The sequence below is a fragment of the Streptomyces sp. NPDC004658 genome, from assembly GCF_040609555.1.
In the GTDB taxonomy this organism is placed as follows: domain Bacteria; phylum Actinomycetota; class Actinomycetes; order Streptomycetales; family Streptomycetaceae; genus Streptomyces.
The window spans coordinates 37,770-58,062 of record NZ_JBEXKG010000037.1; the positions used below are offsets into that span (position 1 = coordinate 37,770).

General features: G+C 72.2%; 19 protein-coding genes. 11 read left to right on the forward strand and 8 right to left on the reverse strand.

Annotated features, from left to right (window positions below; all coding sequences use genetic code 11):
• Window positions 1-372: 372 nt before the first annotated feature.
• On the forward strand, window positions 373-1,020 hold the full coding sequence (locus ABZV94_RS15860) for a helix-turn-helix domain-containing protein (RefSeq protein WP_356340832.1): 648 nt from the start codon (window positions 373-375) through the stop codon (window positions 1,018-1,020).
• A 209-nt stretch (window positions 1,021-1,229) separates the two neighbouring features.
• Window positions 1,230-2,768, forward strand: coding sequence for an MFS transporter (locus ABZV94_RS15865; RefSeq protein WP_356340833.1), 1,539 nt, complete (start codon window positions 1,230-1,232; stop codon window positions 2,766-2,768).
• A gap of 58 nt (window positions 2,769-2,826) precedes the next feature.
• Here the strand turns inward: ABZV94_RS15865 and ABZV94_RS15870 are convergent, their stop codons facing one another.
• Window positions 2,827-3,339, reverse strand: a complete 513-nt coding sequence (locus ABZV94_RS15870; protein WP_356340835.1) for a MarR family transcriptional regulator — start codon at window positions 3,337-3,339, stop codon at window positions 2,827-2,829.
• Window positions 3,340-3,445: 106 nt separating this feature from the next.
• Here ABZV94_RS15870 and ABZV94_RS15875 point away from each other — a divergent pair, with 106 nt between their 5' ends.
• On the forward strand, window positions 3,446-4,237 hold the full coding sequence (locus tag ABZV94_RS15875; RefSeq protein ID WP_356340836.1) for a class III extradiol ring-cleavage dioxygenase: 792 nt from the start codon (window positions 3,446-3,448) through the stop codon (window positions 4,235-4,237).
• A gap of 18 nt (window positions 4,238-4,255) precedes the next feature.
• Here the strand turns inward: ABZV94_RS15875 and ABZV94_RS15880 are convergent, their stop codons facing one another.
• Entirely contained in the window at window positions 4,256-4,774 is a 519-nt protein-coding gene (locus ABZV94_RS15880; protein ID WP_356340837.1) for an N-acetyltransferase family protein, read from the reverse strand.
• Between the two features lie 218 nt (window positions 4,775-4,992).
• Here ABZV94_RS15880 and ABZV94_RS15885 point away from each other — a divergent pair, with 218 nt between their 5' ends.
• Both ABZV94_RS15885 and ABZV94_RS15890 read left to right on the forward strand, forming a co-directional pair.
• Window positions 4,993-5,991 carry a sigma-70 family RNA polymerase sigma factor gene (locus ABZV94_RS15885; RefSeq protein WP_171155379.1) on the forward strand — a complete coding sequence of 333 codons (999 nt, stop codon included), beginning with the start codon at window positions 4,993-4,995 and terminating at the stop codon, window positions 5,989-5,991.
• A gap of 568 nt (window positions 5,992-6,559) precedes the next feature.
• Window positions 6,560-7,168, forward strand: a complete 609-nt coding sequence (locus ABZV94_RS15890) for a TetR family transcriptional regulator (protein WP_356340857.1) — start codon at window positions 6,560-6,562, stop codon at window positions 7,166-7,168.
• Window positions 7,169-7,285: 117 nt separating this feature from the next.
• Here ABZV94_RS15890 and ABZV94_RS15895 read toward each other — a convergent pair whose 3' ends face one another.
• Window positions 7,286-8,263 carry a WYL domain-containing protein gene (locus ABZV94_RS15895; RefSeq protein WP_356340838.1) on the reverse strand — a complete coding sequence of 326 codons (978 nt, stop codon included), beginning with the start codon at window positions 8,261-8,263 and terminating at the stop codon, window positions 7,286-7,288.
• 62 nt (window positions 8,264-8,325) lie between these two features.
• On the opposite strand from ABZV94_RS15895, the gene ABZV94_RS15900 reads away from it, so the two are divergent.
• The 5 genes from ABZV94_RS15900 (at window position 8,326) to ABZV94_RS15920 (ending at window position 14,667) form a co-directional block, all read left to right on the forward strand.
• On the forward strand, window positions 8,326-9,855 hold the full coding sequence (locus ABZV94_RS15900) for an MFS transporter (protein ID WP_356340840.1): 1,530 nt from the start codon (window positions 8,326-8,328) through the stop codon (window positions 9,853-9,855).
• Window positions 9,856-10,094: 239 nt separating this feature from the next.
• Entirely contained in the window at window positions 10,095-10,856 is a 762-nt protein-coding gene (locus ABZV94_RS15905) for a DeoR/GlpR family DNA-binding transcription regulator (protein WP_014673267.1), read from the forward strand.
• Window positions 10,853-11,800 carry a 1-phosphofructokinase gene (pfkB, locus tag ABZV94_RS15910; RefSeq protein ID WP_356340842.1) on the forward strand — a complete coding sequence of 316 codons (948 nt, stop codon included), beginning with the start codon at window positions 10,853-10,855 and terminating at the stop codon, window positions 11,798-11,800. Before ABZV94_RS15905 ends, pfkB begins: the two co-directional genes overlap by 4 nt.
• A gap of 286 nt (window positions 11,801-12,086) precedes the next feature.
• The gene (locus ABZV94_RS15915; protein WP_356340843.1) at window positions 12,087-14,264 is read left to right on the forward strand and encodes a fructose-specific PTS transporter subunit EIIC; all 2,178 of its coding nucleotides are present in this window, start codon (window positions 12,087-12,089) and stop codon (window positions 14,262-14,264) included.
• A 142-nt stretch (window positions 14,265-14,406) separates the two neighbouring features.
• Entirely contained in the window at window positions 14,407-14,667 is a 261-nt protein-coding gene (locus ABZV94_RS15920) for a hypothetical protein (protein WP_356340844.1), read from the forward strand.
• Window positions 14,668-14,670: 3 nt separating this feature from the next.
• Here the strand turns inward: ABZV94_RS15920 and ABZV94_RS15925 are convergent, their stop codons facing one another.
• The 4 genes from ABZV94_RS15925 to ABZV94_RS15940 form a co-directional block, all read right to left on the reverse strand.
• Entirely contained in the window at window positions 14,671-15,417 is a 747-nt protein-coding gene (locus ABZV94_RS15925; RefSeq protein ID WP_356340846.1) for a DUF6227 family protein, read from the reverse strand.
• 157 nt (window positions 15,418-15,574) lie between these two features.
• Window positions 15,575-16,792, reverse strand: coding sequence for an Ig-like domain-containing protein (locus ABZV94_RS15930; protein ID WP_356340847.1), 1,218 nt, complete (start codon window positions 16,790-16,792; stop codon window positions 15,575-15,577).
• A 149-nt stretch (window positions 16,793-16,941) separates the two neighbouring features.
• Window positions 16,942-17,967 carry a P1 family peptidase gene (locus tag ABZV94_RS15935; protein ID WP_356340848.1) on the reverse strand — a complete coding sequence of 342 codons (1,026 nt, stop codon included), beginning with the start codon at window positions 17,965-17,967 and terminating at the stop codon, window positions 16,942-16,944.
• Window positions 17,968-18,008: 41 nt separating this feature from the next.
• Window positions 18,009-19,247 (reverse strand): low temperature requirement protein A, encoded by a 1,239-nt coding sequence (locus tag ABZV94_RS15940; protein ID WP_356340849.1) that lies wholly within the window; start codon window positions 19,245-19,247, stop codon window positions 18,009-18,011.
• A 123-nt stretch (window positions 19,248-19,370) separates the two neighbouring features.
• Here ABZV94_RS15940 and ABZV94_RS15945 point away from each other — a divergent pair, with 123 nt between their 5' ends.
• Complete coding sequence (locus tag ABZV94_RS15945; protein ID WP_014673258.1) at window positions 19,371-19,547, forward strand: hypothetical protein; 177 nt, start codon at window positions 19,371-19,373, stop codon at window positions 19,545-19,547.
• Between the two features lie 20 nt (window positions 19,548-19,567).
• Here the strand turns inward: ABZV94_RS15945 and mscL are convergent, their stop codons facing one another.
• Window positions 19,568-20,044 carry a large conductance mechanosensitive channel protein MscL gene (mscL, locus tag ABZV94_RS15950; RefSeq protein ID WP_356340851.1) on the reverse strand — a complete coding sequence of 159 codons (477 nt, stop codon included), beginning with the start codon at window positions 20,042-20,044 and terminating at the stop codon, window positions 19,568-19,570.
• Between the last annotated feature and the right edge of the window lie 249 nt (window positions 20,045-20,293).

A 20,293-nucleotide genomic window follows, 5' to 3' on the forward strand; every position in this document is an offset into this window, starting at 1 on the left:
GCGCTCACCCTGTGTCGGCGGGGCGGCGGGCGCGCGCTGGAGGAGACCGATCGTGGGAAAGCGGGGCCGCAGCGGGGTGAATCCCAGCGGGTGGTGATTGTGTCTCAGGTCACACCGTTTCTCTCGGCGGCCGGGAAATAACCGGGGACGGTTTCCCCGTTTAGCCCTGTGTCCGGCTGAAACGGGGACCGGCTCCCCGGATCGCGGCCGGCGCGGGCGCTCACCGTCGCGTGCTCGACGCCGACGTGCCGAGTAGCCGAGGCGCGCGGTCGCCGACGCACCGCTGTGCGACCGCCCCCGCGGCGCTCCCGCAGGATCCGACCGACGCAGGACCAGACCGACGCAGGACCCGACCGACCCGAGGAGTTCACCGTGACCGCCACGACCGCCCCCTCCGTGCGCAAGGCGCCCCGGCCGCGCGCCGACGCCCTGCGCAACCGGGAGCGGATCGTCACCGCCGCCCGCGAGATGTTCGTCGAGCACGGTCCGGACGTGCCGCTGGACGAGATCGCCCGCCGGGCCGGCGTCGGCAACGCCACGGTGTACCGCAACTTCCCCGACCGCGACGCGCTCGTCCGCGAGGTCGTGTGCTCCGTGATGGACCGCACGGCCGAGGCGGCCGAGCTGGCCCTCGCGGAGACCGGGGACGCCTTCGCCGCCCTGGAGCGCTTCGTGCACGCCGCCGCCGACGAGCGGATCAGCGCGCTGTGCCCCATGGTGTCCAGCACCTTCGACAAGCACCACCCCGACCTGGAGGCCTCCCGCGAGCGCGTCGAGCAGCTCGTGGAGGAGGTCATGGGCCGGGCCAAGGCGGCCGGGCAGCTCCGGCCGGACGTCGGGGTCGGCGATCTGATGATCGTCGTGGCCCAGCTGAGCCGGCCCCCGGCCGGCACGGACTGCATGCGCGGCGACCGGTTCGTCCACCGTCATCTGCAGCTGTTCCTCGACGGTCTGCGGGCCCCCGCCCGCTCGGTCCTGCCGGGCCAGGCCGTGAACATCAGGGAGCTGCGCGACTCCTGACCGACGCCTGACCGATCAGTTCTGCTCCCGTACCCAGTCCACCTTCCGTAGCACGGCCTCCTCACCTTTCCGCCGTACTCCGTTTTCCGTCATTTTCTCGTCATTTTTCCGCCACGCCTCTCGTCACCTTTCTCCTTCACGAAGTCCCGACCTTCTCTGTCACGAAGTCCCGAACTTCTCCGTCACGAAGTCCCGAAGTGGGTATCTCCATGTCCGAAGCAGCCCTCAAGGCTCCCGGCGCCGCCGCTCCGAGCGGAGACGCCAACCGCTGGAAGGCGCTCGTGTTCATCGCGCTCGCCCAGCTGATGGTCGTCCTCGACGCCACCATCGTGAACATCGCCCTTCCCTCCGCCCAGACCGACCTCGGCATATCCGACGGCAACCGGCAGTGGGTCGTCACGGCCTACGCCCTCGCCTTCGGCGGCCTGCTGCTCTTCGGTGGCCGGATCGCCGACCTGTGGGGCCGCAAGCGCGCCTTCGTGCTCGGCCTCGCCGGCTTCGCCGCCGCCTCCGCGCTCGGCGGTGCCGCCACCACCGGCGCGATGATGTTCGGCGCCCGCGCCCTCCAGGGCGTCTTCGGCGCGCTGCTCGCCCCGGCCGCGCTGTCCCTGCTCGCGGTGATGTTCACCGACGCCAAGGAGCGGGCCAAGGCGTTCGGCATCTACGGCGCCATCGCGGGCGGTGGCGGTGCCGTCGGCCTGATCCTCGGCGGGTTCCTCACCGAGTACCTGGACTGGCGCTGGACCTTCTTCGTGAACGTGCCCTTCGCGGTGGTCGCCGCGGCCGGTGCCTACTTCGTCATCCGTGAGCCGGAGGGCGGCCGCAACCGCAACCCGCTCGACATCCCCGGCGTCCTGCTGTCCACCCTCGGCCTGGTCGCGCTGGTCTACGGCTTCACCCGCGCCGAGTCCGACGGCTGGGGCGACGCGGTGACCGTGTCGATGTTCGTCGCGTCCGTGGTGCTGCTGGCCGGGTTCGCGGTCGTCGAGGCCAAGGTCAAGGCCCCGCTGCTGCCGCTGCGCGTGGTGACCGACCGCAACCGCGGCGGGATCTACCTCTCCCTCGGTCTCGCGATCATCGGCATGTTCGGCCTGTTCCTCTTCCTGACCTACTACCTCCAGGTCGTGAAGGGCTACTCGCCGGTCAAGACCGGCTTCGCGTTCCTGCCGATGGTGGCCGGCATGATCACCGGCTCCACCCAGATCGGCACCCGGCTGATGACCCGCGTCCCGGCCCGCCTGCTGATGGGCCCCGGCTTCCTGGTCGCCGCGATCGGCATGCTGCTGCTGACCCAGCTGGAGATCGACTCGTCGTACGGCGCCCTGCTGCTGCCCGCGATGGTGCTGCTCGGCCTCGGCATGGGCACGGCGTTCATGCCGGCGATGTCCCTGGCCACCCAGGGGGTCCAGCCCCGGGACGCCGGTGTCGCCTCCGCGATGGTCAACACCTCGCAGCAGGTCGGCGGCGCGATCGGCACCGCCCTGCTGAACACCATCGCTGCCTCGGCGACCACCTCGTACATCAAGGACCACATCGCCGGTGCCACGGCCAAGCCGCAGCAGCAGCTGGTGATGCTCCAGGGCCAGGTGCACGGCTACAGCACCGCGATCTGGTTCGCCGTCGGCATCCTGGCGCTCGCCGCCCTGATCGCCTTCACCTTCGTCAACGCCGGCCGTCCCGGCGCCACCGCGGTGGCTTCCGGCGACGGCGTCGAGGACGAGGTGCCGGTCCCGGTGGTGGCCCACTGACCCGGTCCCGGCGGTGGCCCACTGACCGGCCGTACGGTACGACCGGTCTGCCGCTGATCTAGCGGAGCCAGGGCAGGTCCGCACCCGCTTCGTCGGGCTGGAGGCCCTCGGCGACGATCTCCATGATCTCGCCGAGGGCCTTCTGCTGTTCCGGGCTCAGCCGGTCGAAGAGCGCCTGCCGTACGGCGGTCACATGGCCGGGCGCGGTGCGCCGCAGCACCTCCTGGCCCGCGTCGGTGAGGACGGCGAACTGGCCGCGCTTGTCGGAGGGGCAGTCCTCGCGGCGTACCCAGCCGTTCTTCTCCAGCCGGGCGACCGCGTGCGAGAGCCGGGAGCGGGTGATCTTGGCCTTCATCGCCAGCTCGGTCATCCGCAGCCGGCGGCGTGGCGCCTCGGCGAGGGCGACGAGGAGCCCGTAGTAGATGTGCGGCATGCCCGCGTCGCGCTGCAACTGCCGGTCGAGGTGGTCCTCCAGCAGGGTGGTGGCGTGCAGGTAGGCGCGCCAGACGCGCTGTTCCTCGTCGGTGAGCCAGCGGTGGCCTGCGGCGGCGGAGTCGGGTGCCGTGTTCATATCTCCCACTGTACGAGCCAGCTCCTTGAAACTTGAACAAATCGCGCGTAGAGTTTCGGAAGAAAGCTTGAGAGTTAAAGTACGTGGACCACTGGGAGCCGCCGCGATGTCCGCCACCGCCCAGGAGCGCATGCCCGCCCTGTACCTCAGCCACGGCGCCCCGCCGCTCGCCGACGACCCCGTCTGGCCCGGACAGCTCGCCGCCTGGTCCGCGGACCTGCCCCGCCCCAAGGCGATCCTCATGGTCTCCGCGCACTGGGAGGAGGCCCCGCTCGCCCTCGGCGCGGTCGAGACCGTCCCGCTCGTCTACGACTTCTGGGGCTTCCCCGAGCACTACTACCGGGTCCGGTACGCCGCCCCCGGCGCCCCCGCGCTCGCCGAGTCCGTGCGCAAGCTGCTGCGCGCCCCCGGCATCCCCGTCCAGGACATCCCCGACCGGGGCCTCGACCACGGCGCCTACGTCCCCCTCGTCGAGATGTTCCCGGCCGCCGACATCCCCGTCCTGCAGATCTCCCTGCCCACCCTCGACCCGGTGCGCCTGATGGACATCGGCCGCAAGCTCGCCCCCTTGCGCGACGAGGGCGTACTGATCGTCGGCTCCGGGTTCTTCACCCACAACCTCGCCGCCCTGCGGTACGCCGGCCGGGGCGTGCCCAGCTGGTCGTCCGAGTTCGACGACTGGGGGCGGCGGGCCCTGGAGGCCCGCGACTGGGACGCCCTGCTGGACTTCCTGAACAAGGCCCCGGCCGGCCGCTACGCCCATCCGCGCACCGAGCACTTCGCCCCGCTCTTCGTGACCATGGGCGCGGCGGAGGCGGGCGGCGAGCTGGACGCCCAGAAGTCGGTGATCGACGGGTTCTGGATGGGAATGGCGAAGCGGTCGGTGCAGTTCGGATGAGGTGACGGCCCGGCCGGGCTAGAGGGGTTTCTCGTACCAGGCCACGTCCCAGTAGCGGCCGAACTTGCGGCCCACCTCGCGGTACGTGCCGACGTACGCGAAGCCGAAGCGCTCGTGGAGGCGGGTCGAGGCCTCGTTGGGCTGGGCGATGCCCGCGTAGGCGCGGTGCACGTCCTCCCCGGCCAGGGCGTCGAACAGGGCGCCGTAGAGCAGGGTGCCGATCCCCCTGCGGCCGGCGTGCGGGGCGACGTACACCGAGGTCTCCACGGACGTCGCGTACGCCGGCTTCGGCCGGTAAGGACTGGATGTGGCGTACCCCAGAATCTCCTGTGACTCCGCGTCCGTGGCAACCATCAGCCGGTGCGGGCCGTCTTCCGGGTGGGAGAGCAGCCAAGGGCGGCGCTCTTCCGGAGTGAAGATCGCGGTATCGAATGTGATGGCCGTCTCACGCACATAGTGGTTGTAGATCGCGGTGAGGGCATCGAGGTCCGCCTCGACTCCCGGTCTGACCTGCGCCTCAGTGTGTTCCGGCGGCATCTCGCCTCCCAGCGTGGCGGACAGGGTACTGCATGATCAGAAAAATTGGGGGGCGGGTTGGGAATTCTGTCCGGATTCCAGTCGTTGTTTCCCACGGATGCAGGGCACTCGGAGAGAGTCTCGGAGCGAGAGCGAGTGAGCGAGTCCCAGGGACTCCCCCCTCAGTGCCGAGCGTTCGCCAGGACCACCCGCCAGCCCACCATCGCAAGGGAGCACGCATGGCAACCCGTGCCGTCGCCCGTCGTCAGTCCGCCACCGGCGAGACGGCCGACTCGGCAAGCAGTGTTCGCGCTCATGGCGGCGAGATCGCAGACCGCGACCTGGTCGGCATGTACCTCGACGAGATCGCGCGTACGCCGCTGCTCGACGCGGCCAAGGAGGTGGAGCTGTCCCAGACCATCGAGGCGGGTGTGTTCGCGCGGCAGGTCCTCGACGGCGAGGAGGAGTCCAAGACGGACGCCACCCGCGAGGAGCTGGAGGCCCTGGTCGCCGCCGGTGAGCGGGCCAAGGACGTCTTCATCCGCTCCAACCTCCGCCTGGTCGTCGCGGTCGCCCGACGCTACCCGCGCAGCGGTCTGCCGCTGCTCGACCTGATCCAGGAGGGCAACGCCGGTTTGGTGCGCGCCGTCGAGAAGTTCGACTACCGCAAGGGCTTCAAGTTCTCGACGTACGCCACCTGGTGGATCCGGCAGGCGATCACCCGCTCCATCGCCGACCAGTCCCGCACGATCCGGCTCCCCGTCCACCTGGTGGAGGAGCTGGGCCGCATCCGCCGTGTGCAGCGCGAGTTCAACCGCGAGCACGGCCGTGAGCCGGAGCCGGCCGAGATCGCCGCGGAGCTGGGTTCGACGCCGGAGCGCGTCACGGACGTCCTCGACTGGTCCCGCGACCCGGTCTCGCTGAACATGTCGGTGGACGACGAGGGCGAGACCCAGTTCGGCGACCTGCTGGAGGACACCTCGGCGGTCTCCCCCGAGCAGTCCGTCATGACCCTGCTGCGCAGCGAGGAACTGGACGACCTGATCGGCCGCCTGGACCAGCGCACGGCCTCCATCATCAAGATGCGGTACGGCATCGAGGACGGCCGCGAACGCACCCTGACCGAGGTCGGCAAGGAACACGGCCTCACCCGTGAGCGGATCCGGCAGATCGAGAAGCACGCGCTGCTGGAGCTGAAGAAGCTGGCCCGCCAGACCGGTTTCGACGCGGCGGCGTGACGCAGGGGATGCACGGGGCGTACGCCCGGTGGCGAAAGACGGCGCAAACATGGCGCGGTCCCATCGCTTCAACCGCTGGGCCCGAGGGAACAACCCTTCCGGGCCCAGGAGCGGGCCCCGGGAACCGCACTCCCCACCTCACCGCACGACCCCGGCCGACCCCACTCGGCCGGCCCACGTGAACCACGCGTCCCGTCGCAATCCCCCCCCGGCGCCGGGACCTTCCCCAGCCGGGCTTCGGCGCCTATCCCCCCCGGGCGCCGGAGTCCGGCTTCTTCTCGTGACGGGGGAGTCCGGCTTCCTCTCGCGACGGGCTCGGGCTGCCCTGTCGAGGGCCGTGTCCGGCCCTGACGTGCTGGAAAGGCGGCCCACCCCGTACCTGAACCCCGGGGTGGACCACCGGATGGCAGATTCTGCCACACGGGCATAGCCTGCCGGGATGAGCACCACCCCCAGCGCGACCAGCACCACTCCCAGCGAGACCAGCACCGCCCGCAGCGCCGCCGACCAGCCGGTTCCCCCCTCCGCACCGTTGTCCCTCACCGAACGCCGGAAGGCCGAGACCCGGATGGAGATCGCCCGGGCGGCGGCGGCCCTGTTCGTCCAGCAAGGCCTGCGGGCCACCCGCGCCGAGGACATCGCCCAGGCCGCGGGCATCGCACCGCGCACCTTCTACCGCTATTTCGCCACCAAGGAAGAGGCGGTGGCCCCCCTCTACGCGGCCGGCGCCCAGCGCTGGACCGAGGCGGTCCGCACCGCCCCGGCCCATCTGACCCTCCCCGAGGCCCTGGAGCACGCCGTCCACCACACCCTCACCCCCGGCCTCGGCGTCTCGGCCGCGTCCTGGGAATGGCTGCGCACCCTGGTCCGCCTCGCCGACACCAGCCCGGCCCTGCGCAAGGTCTGGGCGGAGGTGTGCCAGACGTCGGAGGGGGCGCTCGGGGAGATCCTGCTGCGGCGGGCCGAGGCGGCCGGAAAAGCGGCCTCGCTCACCCCACACCTCCGCTTCGCCGCGGCGGTGGCCGGCGCCGCCGTGCGCGTGGCCGTGGAGTCCTGGGCCGCCACGACGACCCCGCCCACCGGCCCGGACGGCCCGGCGGCCCTGGCCCTGCACAACCTGCGCGCGCTGCGCGCCTTCGAGTGGGGCGCGGCGGAAGCCCGGGCGGGGGAGCGGTGAGGGCACCCGGGGAGCGGTGAGGGCGCCGGGGAGCGGCAAGGGCGCCCCCTTGAGGGAGCCCCGGAAGCGGTGAGGGCGCCCTGAGCCATGGCGGGCCCCCGGGAACGGCGAAGCGCCCTACGCCCTCCCCCCGGCGTCGGCCGCCCTGCTCAACCGGCCCCCCATCTCCCGCACGCACTCCACCAGTTCCCCCGGCTCGCGGACCGAGAACTCGCAGTCGGCCATCACCAGCCGTACCGCCAGCCACTCCATGGGATCGCCCGTGGTGCCCCGCAGGACGCAGCCGCCCGCGCCGTCGTCCTCGGGGACCCCGAGCCACCGCGGCAGGCGCCCGGACACCCGGTCCGCGGGGGCGGCGAACCGCACCTCGAACGCGTACGTCTCCTGTCGCCGCTGGATCGACTGCCGCAGGAACTCGGCGGCGCTCCCCGTCGGCAACTCCCGCGGCGCGAAGCGGACCCCGGTCGCGAACGGCTCGCTCACCCGGTCGACCCGGAACGTGCGCCAGTCCGCCCGGTCGAGGTCGTACGCGACCAGGTACCAGCGCCGGCCCGTCGACACGAGCCGGTGCGGCTCGGTCAGCCGCCGGGACGCGCTGCCGTCCTTGTCGCGGTAGGCGAACCGCAGCCGCTCCCGCCCCGCCACGGTCGACGCCATCACGGTCAGCGTCTCCGGGGCGATACCCGGCCCGTCCCCGCTGGTCAGCGGCGTGGTCGCGGCCTGGAGGGTGGACACCCGGTGGCGCAGCCGGGAGGGCAGCACCTGCTCCAGCTTGGCCAGGGCCCGTACGGAGGCCTCGTCCACCCCCTCCACGGCGTGCCCGGCGCCGGCCCGCAGCCCCACCGCGATGGCGACCGCCTCCTCGTCGTCCAGCACCAGCGGCGGCATCGCCTTGCCCGCCACCAGCCGGTACCCGCCGTCCGCGCCCTTCGTCGCCTGCACCGGGTAACCCAGCTCCCGCAGCCGGTCGACGTCCCGCCGCACGGTGCGCCGCGACACCCCGAGCCGCTCGGCCAGCTCACCGCCGGGCCACTCCCGGGGCGTCTGGAGGAGGGAGAGGAGCTGAAGCAGCCGGGCTGGGGTGTCGGTCGTCATGGGTCCGAGCATGCCGCAGAAGTAGGACACGATCTGACCTAATGCGGTTCTACGGTCTCTCCATGACCCCGAACGACAGCACCACCGCACAGGGGCGCGGAGAACTGCGCGCACCGGCCGCCGACCGCTCCCGCTGGCTCGCCCTCGCCATCGTCATGACCGCGGCCTTCATGGACCTGGTGGACGTGACGATCGTCAACATCGCCATCCCGTCCATCGAGCGCGACGCGGGCGCCTCGGTCAGCCAGATCCAGTGGATAACCGCCGGCTACGCCCTCGCCTTCGCCGCGGGTCTGATCACCGGCGGGCGGCTCGGCGACATCCACGGCCGCAAGCGGCTGTTCCTCATCGGTATCGGCGGCTTCACGCTCGCCTCCGCCCTGTGCGGCTTCGCCGCCAACCCGGAGATGCTGGTCGCCTCCCGCATCCTCCAGGGCGGCATGGCCGCGCTGATGGTGCCGCAGGTGCTGTCGATCATGCACGCCACCTTCCCGGCCCACGAACGCGGCAAGGTCTTCGGCCTGTTCGGCGCGATCGTCGGCCTCGGCGCGGTCTCCGGCCCGCTGCTCGGCGCGCTGCTGACGGAGTGGAACCTGTTCGGCCTGGCGTGGCGGCCCATCTTCCTCATCAACCTCCCCGTCGGTGTCCTCGCCTGGCTGCTGGGCCGTCGCTTCATCACCGAGTCCAGGGCCCCGAAGGCGCTCAAGCTGGATCTCGTCGGCGTCGCCCTGGTCACGCTGGGCCTGCTGATGCTGCTCTATCCGCTCACCCGCGGGCGCGAGCTGGGCTGGCCGCTGTGGGGGTACGTCTGCATGGCCGGCGCGCTCGCCGTCTTCGCGGCGCTGGTGTCGTACGAGAAACGCAAGGCCGCCAGGGACGGTTCCCCGCTCGTCGAACTGTCCCTCTTCCGGGTGAAGAGCTTCGCCGCGGGCATCGCCGTACAGACCGTCTTCGGGGTCGCGCTCGGCATCTTCTTCCTGGTCTGGACGCTGTACATGCAGATCGGCCTGGGCTGGACCCCGCTGCGGGCCGGACTGACCGGGGTGCCGTTCTCGATCGCCGTGTCCACGGCGGCCGGGCTGTCCGTGCAGCAACTGGTCCCCCGGTTCGGGCGGAAGGTGCTCCAGGCGGGCGCGCTGGTGATGGGCGCGGGCGTGCTGCTGTACCTGTGGGAGGCCCGCCACTACGGCCTCGCCATCGCCTCCTGGCAGATGGCGCTGCCGCTGGTCGTGATGGGCCTCGGCATGGGCCTGATCGTCGCCCCGCTGACCGACGTGGTGCTCTCACAGGTGCCGCGCGAGCACGCCGGTTCCGCGTCCGGTCTGATCAACACCGTGCAGCAGATGGGCAACGCGCTCGGGCTGGGGCTGGTGTCGGTGGTCTTCTTCGGGCGGATCGGCGACCGGCTGCCCCCGCCCCAGGTCGGTCCGGCGTTCGTGCACGCCTTCCAGCACGCGCTGTGGTGGGTCGCGGGGATCATGGGCGTGATCTTCCTGCTGATGTCCGCCCTGCCGAAGCGCCCGGCCCAGCATGGGGAGGGCGGGGCCGAGGAGGCGCCGGCGGTGGAGAGGGAACCCGCGCTGGCGCGCTGACCAGGCGCGACGAGGGGCCCGGTACCGGTGCGGTACCGGGCCTTCGCGCTGCCCCGGCCGCGCCGGGGGTCCGTGCCGAGCCCGCGGGAAGCCGCCGCACGTCTGTTCATGCCCAGAGTGGGCCCGAATCTGTTTACTTTCCAGAAATCCGGGCGTAGCCTGCCGGTGAAACCACACGTTCGGGCATGACCCGGAAATGGTCGGACATCGGTCGGGCATCGAGGCGGAGGCGAACGGACATGTACGCACCGGAACGGCAGCAGGAGATCCTCCGGCTCGCCCGTGACGGCGGCCGGGTGGACGTGCTGTCGCTGGCCGAGGAGTTCCAGGTCACCGCGGAGACGATCCGCCGTGACCTGAAGGCTCTCGACCGGGCCGGTCTGCTCCGCCGGGTGCACGGCGGTGCCATCCCGGCCGGCCGCCTCGACTTCGAGCCGGACCTCGCCGAGCGCGAGACCACCGCCGCCGACGAGAAGGACCGCATCGCCAAGGCCGCCCTCTCCGAACTGCCGGCGGAGGGCACGATGATCCTGGACGCCGGTACGACGGTGGCACGCGTCGCCGCGGCCATCCCGCTGGAGGCGCGGCTCACCGTCGTCACGCACTCCCTGCCGATCGCCGCCCGGCTCGCCGACCACCCGGGCATCCAGCTCCATCTGATCGGGGGGCGCGTACGGCACCGTACGCGCGCCGCCGTGGACGCCTGGGCGCTCCGGGCGTACGGCGAGATCCGCGCCGACGTGCTGTTCGTCGCCGCCAACGGCTTCTCCGCCGAGCACGGTCTGACCACCCCCGACCTCGCCGAGGCCGCGGTCAAGCGGGCCGCCGTCGCCGCCGCCCGGCGCGTGGTGCTGCTGGCCGACTCCTCCAAGCACGGCCAGGAGCACTTCGCCCGCTTCGGCGACCTGAGCGACGTGGACCTGCTGATCACCGACAGCGGGCTGAGCCCCGAAGACACCGCCGCCATCGAGCGCGGCGGCACGGAAGTAGTGCGCGCATGATCCTCACCGTCACCCCCAACCCGTCCCTGGACCGCACCTACGAGGTCCAGGCCCTCAAGCGCGGCGAGGTCATCCGCGCCGAGACCGAGCGGATGGATCCCGGCGGCAAGGGCGTGAACGTCTCCCGCGCGGTCGCCGCCGCCGGCCGGCGCACGGTCGCGGTCCTGCCCCTGGGGGGTGCGCCGGGTGCGCTCATCGCCGAACTGCTCCATGCGCAGGGCATCGAGGTCGCGCCGGTCCCGGTGGTCGGAGCCACCCGTTCCAACATCGCGCTCGCGGAGGCCGACGGCGTCCTCACGAAGATCAACGCGCCGGGTCCGGAGCTGTCGCGGTCCGAGCAGGAACTCCTCCTGGACACCGTCCGGTCGCAATCCCGCGACGCCGACTGGATCGCCTGCTGCGGCAGCCTGCCCCGGGGGCTCACACCCTCCTGGTACGCCGATGTCGTCACGCGGGCGCACGCCGGGGGAGCGCGGATCGCGCTGGACACCTCAGGGCGTGCGCTCCTGGAGGCGCTGCGCGCGCGGCCCGACGTCGTGAAGCCGAACGCCGAGGAGCTGGCGGAAGCCGTCGCACGCCCCCTGACGACCGTGGGCGACGCGCTCAAGGCGGCGGAGGAGGTGCGCGCGATGGGCGCCCGCGCGGTGCTGGCCAGCCTGGGCGCCGACGGCCAGCTGCTGGTGTCGGACGCCGGAGCGTGGTTCGGCAGCGCGCGGGTGTCCGCCGTCCGCAGCAACGTCGGTGCCGGTGACGCCTCCCTGGCCGGCTTCCTCATCGCCGGCGGCACCGGCCCCGACGCCCTCGCCTCCGCCGTCGCCCACGGCGCCGCCGCCGTCCAGCTCCCCGGCAGCGTGATGCCGGCCCCGGCCGACCTGGACCCCACGGCGGTGACCGTCACCACCGACATCCCCCTGGACCGCGAACTGACGGAGCCGGCGTCATGAACGCCACGCGGGGTACGACCGCTCCGGCCGGCACGAGGCTCGCCCCGGCCTGCGCAAGGCTCGCCCCGGCCCGTGCGAGGTCCGCTCCGGCCGTCCGTGTGACGTCCTCCCCGTTCCGGTCCACCGCTCCCCGCAAGACCACCCTCCCCGATACGGCGGCGCCGCCCCGCTTCCCCCGTCGCGGTGTTCCGCCGGTCCCCGTCCGCCCCACCGCCCCCCACACCACCCCCGTCCCCACCTCCGCCCACCCCTCTCCCCGGGCGATACGCGTGCATAGGAGCCCGCGATGAGCGACATGATCACCGCGGACCTGGTCGATCTCGACCTGTCCGCCGACACCAAGGAAGCGGCGGCCCGTGCCCTCGCCGAGCGCATGGTGGCCCAGGGCCGGGTGACCGACCTGGAGGGCTTCCTCGCCGACGTGGCCGCCCGGGAGGCCCAGATGCCGACCGGCCTCGACGGCGGCATCGGCATCCCGCACTGCCGTAGCGCCCATGTCACCGAACCGACCCTCGCGTTCGGCCGCAGCGCCGCCGGCATCGACTTCGGCGCCCCCGACGGTCCTGCCGACCTGATCTTCCTGATCGCGGCACCCGCCGGCGCCGACGACGCCCACCTCACGATCCTCTCCTCCCTCGCCCGCCAGCTGATGAACGCCGAGTTCACCTCCGCGCTGCGGGCGGTGGGCGACCCGGAGACGGCGGCGGCGCTGATCCGGGGCGACGAGGCACCCTCGGCCAAGGGCGCCGAGGACGCCTCCCAAGACACCGCTGCGGCCCCGGTGGCGGCCTCCACCGGCGCCGCAGCGGCCAAGACGGCGCACACACCGGACACAGGCGCCGCGGACGCCGGCGACGGGGGCCCGGGAGCGGAAGGCGCCCCCACGGCGGACACCGCACCGCCCGCCGCCGGGACCGCCCCCGCGCCCGCCGGCACGGCCACCGGCACCGGCGAGCGCCCCTTCCGTGTCGTCGCCGTCACCTCCTGCCCGACCGGTATCGCCCACACCTACATGGCGGCCGAGTCCCTGGAGAACGCCGGCCGCGAGGCGGGTGTCGAAGTGGTCGTCGAGACGCAGGGCTCGGCCGGCTTCGCCCGGCTGGACCCGGCGGTGATCGCGGCGGCGGACGGCGTGATCTTCGCGCACGACGTCCCGGTGCGCGACAAGGACCGCTTCGCGGGCAAGCCGACCGTGGACGTCGGCGTGAAGGCCGGCATCAACCGCCCGGCCGAACTCCTCGCGGAGGTCCGTGAGAAGGCGGCGCGCGGCGAGGCGAGCGCCCCGGCGCACGCGTCGGCCGGTACGCCGGTCGACCGCACGGGCGACTCCACCGAGGGCTACGGCACCAAGCTCCGCAAGTGGCTGATGTCCGGCGTCAGCTACATGGTCCCGTTCGTCGCCGCGGGCGGTCTCCTCATCGCCCTGGGCTTCGCCATCGGCGGCTACAAGATCAACAAGGCGCCGTCGGTGATGGACCACTTCGTGTGGACCCAGGCCGACAGCTGGGGCGCCCTGCTGTTCCAGATCGGCGGCGTGGCCTTCGGCTTCCTGGTCCCGGTCCTGGCCGGCTACATCGCCTACGGCATGGCGGACCGGCCCGGCCTGGTCCCCGGCTTCGTCGGCGGCGCGATCTCCCTCACCATCAACGCCGGGTTCCTCGGCGGTCTGGCGGCCGGTCTGATCGCCGGTGGCGTGGTGATGGCCATTCAGAAGGTCACCATTCCGGCGGCGTTGCGCGGCATCATGCCGGTGGTGGTGATCCCGTTGATCTCGTCGGCGATCGTCGGATTCCTGATGTTCGTCGTGATCGGCAAGCCCATCGCCTCCGCGCAGAAGGGCCTGACCGACTGGCTGAACGGCCTCACCGGCACCAACGCCATCCTGCTGGGCGCCCTGCTCGGCCTGATGATGTGCTTCGACCTCGGCGGCCCGGTCAACAAGGTCGCCTACACCTTCGCCACCGCCGGCATCGCCGTGGCCAACCCCAGCGACTCCGCCATGAAGATCATGGCCGCGGTGATGGCGGCCGGCATGGTCCCGCCGCTGGCGATGGCCCTGGCCACCACCGTGCGCGGCAGGCTGTTCACGCAGACCGAGCGGGAGAACGGCAAGGCGGCCTGGGTGCTGGGCGCGTCCTTCATCTCCGAGGGCGCGATCCCGTTCGCGGCGGCCGACCCGCTGCGGGTCATCCCGTCCTCCATGGTGGGCGGCGCGCTCACCGGCGCCCTGTCGATGGCCTTCGGCGCCACCCTGCGCGCCCCGCACGGCGGCATCTTCGTGGTCCCGCTGATCGGCAACCCGCTCCTGTACCTGGTGGCCATCGCGGCCGGCGTCTGTGTCACCACGGCCCTGGTGGTGCTGCTGAAGGGGCTGCGCAAGCCGGTCCCCGGGGCCACGGCCACCGATCCCGCCGCGCCGGCGGCCACCGCGCCGAAGGAGACCAAGCAGCCGATAGCGGCCTGAGCGCCGCGTCCCCGCCCCGGGCACCGCGCCTCACCGCTCCTGCCCCCTTGTCCCTTTGGTTCGCTGTGAGTTGTTCACGGCACCTGCGAGATACGTCACGGTCCGGGACCGAAGTCCCGGACCGTGGTGTGTACTGGGATGCATGCCTGAGCACGCCACGACTCTCCAGCTGATCGGCGTGGTCGTCCTCGCCGTGGCGGCCGTCGTCTGGGCCGTCGTTCTGCTGCGCCTGCTGCGTCTGCTGCGCCGGGCCGGCCGCCGGAGCGGTGTCCGCCGCTCCACCGCACCGCTCCCGGCCCTGCCGAGCCAGACGCGGATCGGGCCCTCCCGGGAGTCCGTCGAGCTGACTCCCGCCGAACAGGACGCGTTCGCGGGCCTGGTGCGGCACCTCGCCAACGGCTGATCCTCAGCCCTGCCGCGCCGCCCGCCGCTCCATGGCGTCACGGGCCGCGTCCTCCGACATATAGACCTCGCACATGTGCCGGCCGTCGGGCGTGGCCGTGTGCTCCACCTCCCACAGGGAGATCTCCGTGCCGTCCGGCAGCAGGAAGGCGTGCTCGTACAGCGCGTAGCTCAGCCCCGTCCGTCCGGCCCGCCCCGGGCGGCCGAACGCCTGGGTGATCTCGTGCGCGGTCGCCGTCGCCAGCAGCGCCGCCGTCTGCGCGTCGGGCCGGTCCGGGTTCTCCGCGCGGCGCAGCAGCCGGCGCGCGTGGTCCGCCGAGTCGTCCGCGGCGAACATGTGCCGGGGCTCGGGAACCGCCCACGGCCGCATCAGCGCGGGCAGCTCGAAGTCCCGCGTCTCCGGGGGCAGGCCCAGCCGTGCCGTGGCGGTCTGCACCTCCTCCTCGTCGACGTACACCTCGTGCTCCGGTGCGCTGCCCGGCGTGGGGTTGTGCACCAGCTCCCACAGCGTGACCGCCGAGCCGTCGGCGAGCAGCCAGGTGTGCCGGTACGTCTCCCGGTGCAGCCCCGCGCTGTGGTACGCCGAGTGCAGCGAACTGTCGTGCGCCAGCGCGCAGTCGAGCTGCCTTATCACCTCGTCGGGCAGCTCGAAGGAGTTCAGGGCACGGCCGAGGAGCCGCGCGAGATGCTCCTCAGGAGACTCGGGCGACTCGGCTGGTTCGTACGCTGTGGTCTCGTACGGAACGCTCAAGGCATCTCCCGGCGTTGCTGCATGTCACCTTGTGGGTGCATACCGTAGCCCCTCGGTCGGACATCATGTCCGGGAACCGAGAAAACGTACGCCGGGAAAACGCGCGGGCCGCGCGAAGAATTCCCGCGCGGCCCGCCGTCCCGTCAAAACCCGCCGCTCAGACGGCACTTCCCGCGGTCCAGGCGCTCCACGACATGTTCCACCCGTTGAGGCCGTTGTCCGGGGCGACCGTCGTGTCGGGGGAGTTCTTCACGATCACCACGTCGCCGACGAGCGAGTTGTCGTAGAACCACTTGGCCGACGTGGCGCCCTGCGCCCCCTGCACGTCCGCGAGGCCGACACAGCCGTGGCTGGTGCCCTCCCGCCCGAACGGCGGGTTGCCCCGGTTGTACCAGTAGTTGCCGTGGATGAACGTCCCCGACGACGTCAGCCGCATCGCGTGCGGCACGTCCGGTATGTCGTACTCCCCGCCGAAGCCGACCGTCGAGCCGTTCATGCGGGTCTGCACGAACTTCTCGGAGATCACCATCTGCCCGTTGTACGTGGTGTGCTGCGGGCTGCCCGCCGAGATCGGCACCGTCTTGACGGTCCGGCCGTCCCGTACGACCGTCATGGTCTGCGTGTGGACGTCGACCGTGGACACCTGCGACCGGCCGATCGTGAAGGAGACGGTCTTCTTCTGCACCCCGTAGACGCCCTTGGCGCCCTGGACCCCGTCCAGGTCGATGTTCACCGTGACCTTGGAGCCGGCCTTCCAGTACTCCTGCGGCCGGAAGTCGAGCCGCCGGTCACCGAACCAGTGCCCGACCACCTGCTGGCCGCCGGTGGTGTTGACCGTGATGTGCGACTGCACGGCCTTCTTGTCGGTGATCGACTTGTCGAAGGTGAAGGACACCGGCATGCCCACCCCGACCGTCGTGCCGTTGTCCGGCGTGTAGGTGCCGATGAAGCTGTTCGCCGAGGTGACCGTGGTGAAGATGGAGTTGGCCGCCGCCGTGCGCCCCTCGGCGTCCTTCGCGGTCGCGGATATCTGGTACTTCGTCCCGCGCTCCAGCTGCTCCTTCGGCTTCCAGCTGCGGCCGTCCGCCGATATCGTCCCCGGCACGGTCTGCCCCGACCCCGCCACGGTCATCTTCACACCGGTCAGCCTGCCGTCGCTGACCTTCACCCCGGTCGCGTTGATGGACGCCCCGGTCGAACCGTCCTTCGCCGAGATCGCGATCTTCGCCGTCGACGTCTTCGGGGAGTCCTTGCCCCCCTTGCCGTCGTCGCTCGCCTTGGCGCTGCCGCCGCAGGCGGTCAGGGTGAGGGCGCCGACCATCAGGGCGGCACAGGCCCCGAGTGCGCGCCGCGCTGCAATGTCCGGCGTTGTCACGGGCTGCTCCCAGTTCGTGTGATGTGCGTGATCCGTTCCAGTGCGTGAGGAAAGAGGGCGTCGATGCCGGGGAAGGTTCCCTCCGACTCCCGTGAACGCCATCACGTGACAGAACCGCGACAATCCGCCCCGCCGCCGGGACGGTACCGTTACGCCTTCCCGTACAACTCCCCGTACGACGGCCACACTCCGCCCGGTCCGTCGACCGACTCGGCGGCCCGCACGGCCCGGACGATCGCGCGGGTCACCATGTCCGCGCCGGCGGCGAGGATGTCGTTGAGGGCCAGGGGGTGCGGGTCCAGGGCGTGCGTGCCGGTCGCCAGCGCGAACACCGTGTCCCCGTCGTGCAGGAGGTGCACCGGCCGTACGGCCCGCGCGATCCCGTCGTGCGCGGTGCCCGCCAGCTTCTGCGCCTGCGTCTTGGACAGGTCCGCGTCCGTCGCGACCACCGCCAGCGTCGTGTTGAGCGGCGCCGGGCCGTTCCCGGCGGCGGCCTCGTCCAGGCGCCGGCACGCGGCCTCGTGCACCCGCCGCTCCGGATACTCCACCCGCCCCTGGAACAACTCCCCGTACAGCACCCCCGTTTCCGGATCCAGCACCGACCCCGCGGCGTTCGCCACCACCAGCGCCGCCACCGTGATCCCCGAGCCGAGCACCGTGCTCGCGGTGCCCACCCCGCCCTTGAGGCGCCCGGCGACGGCGCCCGTGCCCGCGCCGACACACCCCTGCGCCACCCGGGCCCCCGGCGCACCGGCCGCCGCGGTCTCCACCGCGGCGCGTCCCGTCCCCGCGTCCGGACGGGCCCGGAAGTCCCCGCCGCGCCCCAGGTCGAAGACGCACGCGGCGGGCACCACCGGCACCACGTGCGCCGGATCCGTCCCCACCCGTACGCCCCGCTCCCGCTCCTCCAGCCAGGCCATCACCCCGGAGGCCGCGTCCAGCCCGTACGCGCTGCCTCCGGTCAGCACGACGGCGTCGACCTTGCGCACCACGTTGCGCGGGTCGAGCGCGTCGGTCTCCTTGGTGCCGGGGCCGCCGCCGCGCACGTCCACGGCCGCGACCGCCCCGCCCTCAGGGGCGAGGACGACCGTGGTACCGGTGAGCCACCCGTCGCCGGTACGGGTGGCGTGCCCCACGCGCAGCCCGGCGACGTCCGTCAATGCGTCAGCTGTCATGGACGCCAGTCTGGCCCAGTCCGGCGCACGTCTCGTGAGCGTCAGCCGGCCGAGGCGGTGGCGCTCGCCGCGCGCCGCCGGGCGGCCGTGCGCGCCGTCAGGACCACCCCGACCGCCACCGATGCCGCGGAGACCAGTCCCGCCGCGAGCACCGCCCAGTCGCCCAGGAAGGTGCAGCAGATCACCAGCAGCGCCGTGACCGGCAGCACCAGCTGCTCGGTGAGGCCCACCTTGAAGTGCCGGGCGTGCAGCGCCCACACGGTCAGCAGGTACAGCGCCGTCGGCAGGGTGACGGCGGCCGAGGCGGACAGGGTGGAGATGTGCGCCTTGCCGACCGCCTGTTCCACGGCGACCTCCAGTCCCGCGCCGATCGCCGCCGCCGAGGCGAAGACCAGGTAGTGGCCGTAGCCCCAGACGAACGCCCGCCGGCGCGAGCGCAGGTGGCCGTGGATGGGCACCACGAAGTAGATCCACCAGGCGGAGAAGACGACCAGCAGCCCTCCCGCCGCGATGGGCAGCAGCTCGCCCAGCGCGTTGTGCTCGTCCACGGCCGACTTCACCGCCACCGTGGCCGCGGCGATCGTCTCGCCGAGCACGATGATCGTGAACAGGCCGTACCGCTCGGCGATGTGATGCGGATGCCAGGAGGTCGCCTGGGACTTCTCGGCGTACAGCGGCACGCACAGTTCCGCGACCGCCATCACCAGGAACACCCACGGCCGGGCCGGCTGCGGCAGCACGACCAGCCCGAGCCAGCCGATCTGGCACAGCAGCACGCCGCACGCGTACCGCAGCGCCGTGGTCCGCTCCGCGCCCGGCGCCGATCTCGCGGCTCTCAGCCACTGCCAGACCATCGCGAGCCGCATGATCACATAGCCGAGCCAGACCAGGAGGAAGTCGTGCTGTGCGGTGGCCCGGGAGATGCCGGCGGCCAGCACCAGGACGCCGGCGATCTGCACCAGGGTGACGACCCGGTAGAGGGCGTCGTCGTTGTCGTAGGCCGAGGCGAACCAGCTGAAGTTCATCCACGCCCACCAGATGGCGAAGAACACCATCGCGTAGTTGAGGATCCCGTGGCCCGCGTGGCCCCCCGCCACGGCGTGCACCAACTGCACGCCCGCCTGCGCCACCGCCACGACGAAACACAGGTCGAAGAACAGCTCCAGCGAGGAGGCGACGCGGTGCGCCTCGTCGCGTCCGCGGGCGGTGAGCCGGCGCAGGGGGCCGGAGGGCTTCGGTGCCCCCGAGGGGGCGGGCGCGGGGGCGGAACTCGACGTCATGGTTCCCAGCACAGCAGAAAACCGCCGCGAAATCTTGTGAAGGCTTTCACAAGCGCGCGGGGGTCCGCAGGTCCGGCGAAATCCCCAGGCAGAGGGCGTCGGCGGGCACCGTACCCTGGAGACATGAGCACCGCCCGCGAACCCGAGCCGCGCGACCCGAAGCCCGCGCTTGTCTTCGACGACCCGCTGGACCAGCAGTCCTCGGACGACACCGACCGCGGGTGGGGCGAACGTCCGGACGGCGACAGCGCCGCCGACCTGAAGCGCTTCCTGGACGAGAAGCCGCCCCACCACCTCTGAGCGGCCCGCGGGCGGCGCCGCTAGCGCTCGCCGTGGCCGGCCCCGCGCTGGGCGACCAGCGCGTCGCGGATCTCCTTGAGCACCTCCAGCTCGGTCACGTCGACCACCTCCTTCGTGCCCTCCCGGGCCGCCTTCCGGGCCGCCTGCCGGGCCAGGTACTTCGACATCGGCAGGACCATCAGGAAGTACACCACCGCGGCGGTGATCAGGAAGCTGAGCGTGGCCCCGAGGACGGAGCCCCACATGATCGGCACCCCGCTCTTGACCGTGCCGTCCGCGCTCACCCGGCACGGGTCCTTCAGGCAGGAGCTGTAGTTGTCGAGGCTCTGCGTGCCGATCGCCCCGACCAGCGGGTTGATGATCCCCTTCACGATCGAGTTGACGATGTTCGTGAAGGCCGCGCCGATGACCACCGCGACCGCCAGATCGACGACGTTGCCGCGCATCAGGAAGGCCTTGAAGCCCTGCCAGACGCTCGGATCCTTCTTCGTGCTCACCTGGGGGACTCTCCTCGCGTGCACAGGGTGTGGAACGAAACGCTCCGCAACCTACGGCACGGTGCGGCCACCGTGTCCACCGCCGTAACCGGATCGAGGCCCGCACCGACACGGCGACCACGGCACGCAGAACGCGCACGAGCCGGGTCAGCACAGCGTCACCGCCAGGCGTGCGGTGGCGCTCGCGCCGACCAGCCGGGCCGCCGTGGGCCGCGGCACCGACAGCACCACCAGCGCACCGCTCTCGGC

Coding starts and splice junctions, on each gene's coding strand:
- ABZV94_RS15865 (WP_356340833.1), top strand. CDS start 1,230: ATGTCCGAAGCAGCCCTCAAGGCTCCCGGCGCCGCCGCTCCGAGCGGA.
- ABZV94_RS15870 (WP_356340835.1), bottom strand. CDS start 3,339: ATGAACACGGCACCCGACTCCGCCGCCGCAGGCCACCGCTGGCTCACC.
- ABZV94_RS15875 (WP_356340836.1), top strand. CDS start 3,446: ATGTCCGCCACCGCCCAGGAGCGCATGCCCGCCCTGTACCTCAGCCAC.
- ABZV94_RS15880 (WP_356340837.1), bottom strand. CDS start 4,774: ATGCCGCCGGAACACACTGAGGCGCAGGTCAGACCGGGAGTCGAGGCG.
- ABZV94_RS15885 (WP_171155379.1), top strand. CDS start 4,993: ATGGCAACCCGTGCCGTCGCCCGTCGTCAGTCCGCCACCGGCGAGACG.
- ABZV94_RS15890 (WP_356340857.1), top strand. CDS start 6,560: ATGGAGATCGCCCGGGCGGCGGCGGCCCTGTTCGTCCAGCAAGGCCTG.
- ABZV94_RS15895 (WP_356340838.1), bottom strand. CDS start 8,263: ATGACGACCGACACCCCAGCCCGGCTGCTTCAGCTCCTCTCCCTCCTC.
- ABZV94_RS15900 (WP_356340840.1), top strand. CDS start 8,326: ATGACCCCGAACGACAGCACCACCGCACAGGGGCGCGGAGAACTGCGC.
- ABZV94_RS15905 (WP_014673267.1), top strand. CDS start 10,095: ATGTACGCACCGGAACGGCAGCAGGAGATCCTCCGGCTCGCCCGTGAC.
- pfkB (WP_356340842.1), top strand. CDS start 10,853: ATGATCCTCACCGTCACCCCCAACCCGTCCCTGGACCGCACCTACGAG.
- ABZV94_RS15915 (WP_356340843.1), top strand. CDS start 12,087: ATGAGCGACATGATCACCGCGGACCTGGTCGATCTCGACCTGTCCGCC.
- ABZV94_RS15920 (WP_356340844.1), top strand. CDS start 14,407: ATGCCTGAGCACGCCACGACTCTCCAGCTGATCGGCGTGGTCGTCCTC.
- ABZV94_RS15935 (WP_356340848.1), bottom strand. CDS start 17,967: ATGACAGCTGACGCATTGACGGACGTCGCCGGGCTGCGCGTGGGGCAC.
- ABZV94_RS15940 (WP_356340849.1), bottom strand. CDS start 19,247: ATGACGTCGAGTTCCGCCCCCGCGCCCGCCCCCTCGGGGGCACCGAAG.
- ABZV94_RS15945 (WP_014673258.1), top strand. CDS start 19,371: ATGAGCACCGCCCGCGAACCCGAGCCGCGCGACCCGAAGCCCGCGCTT.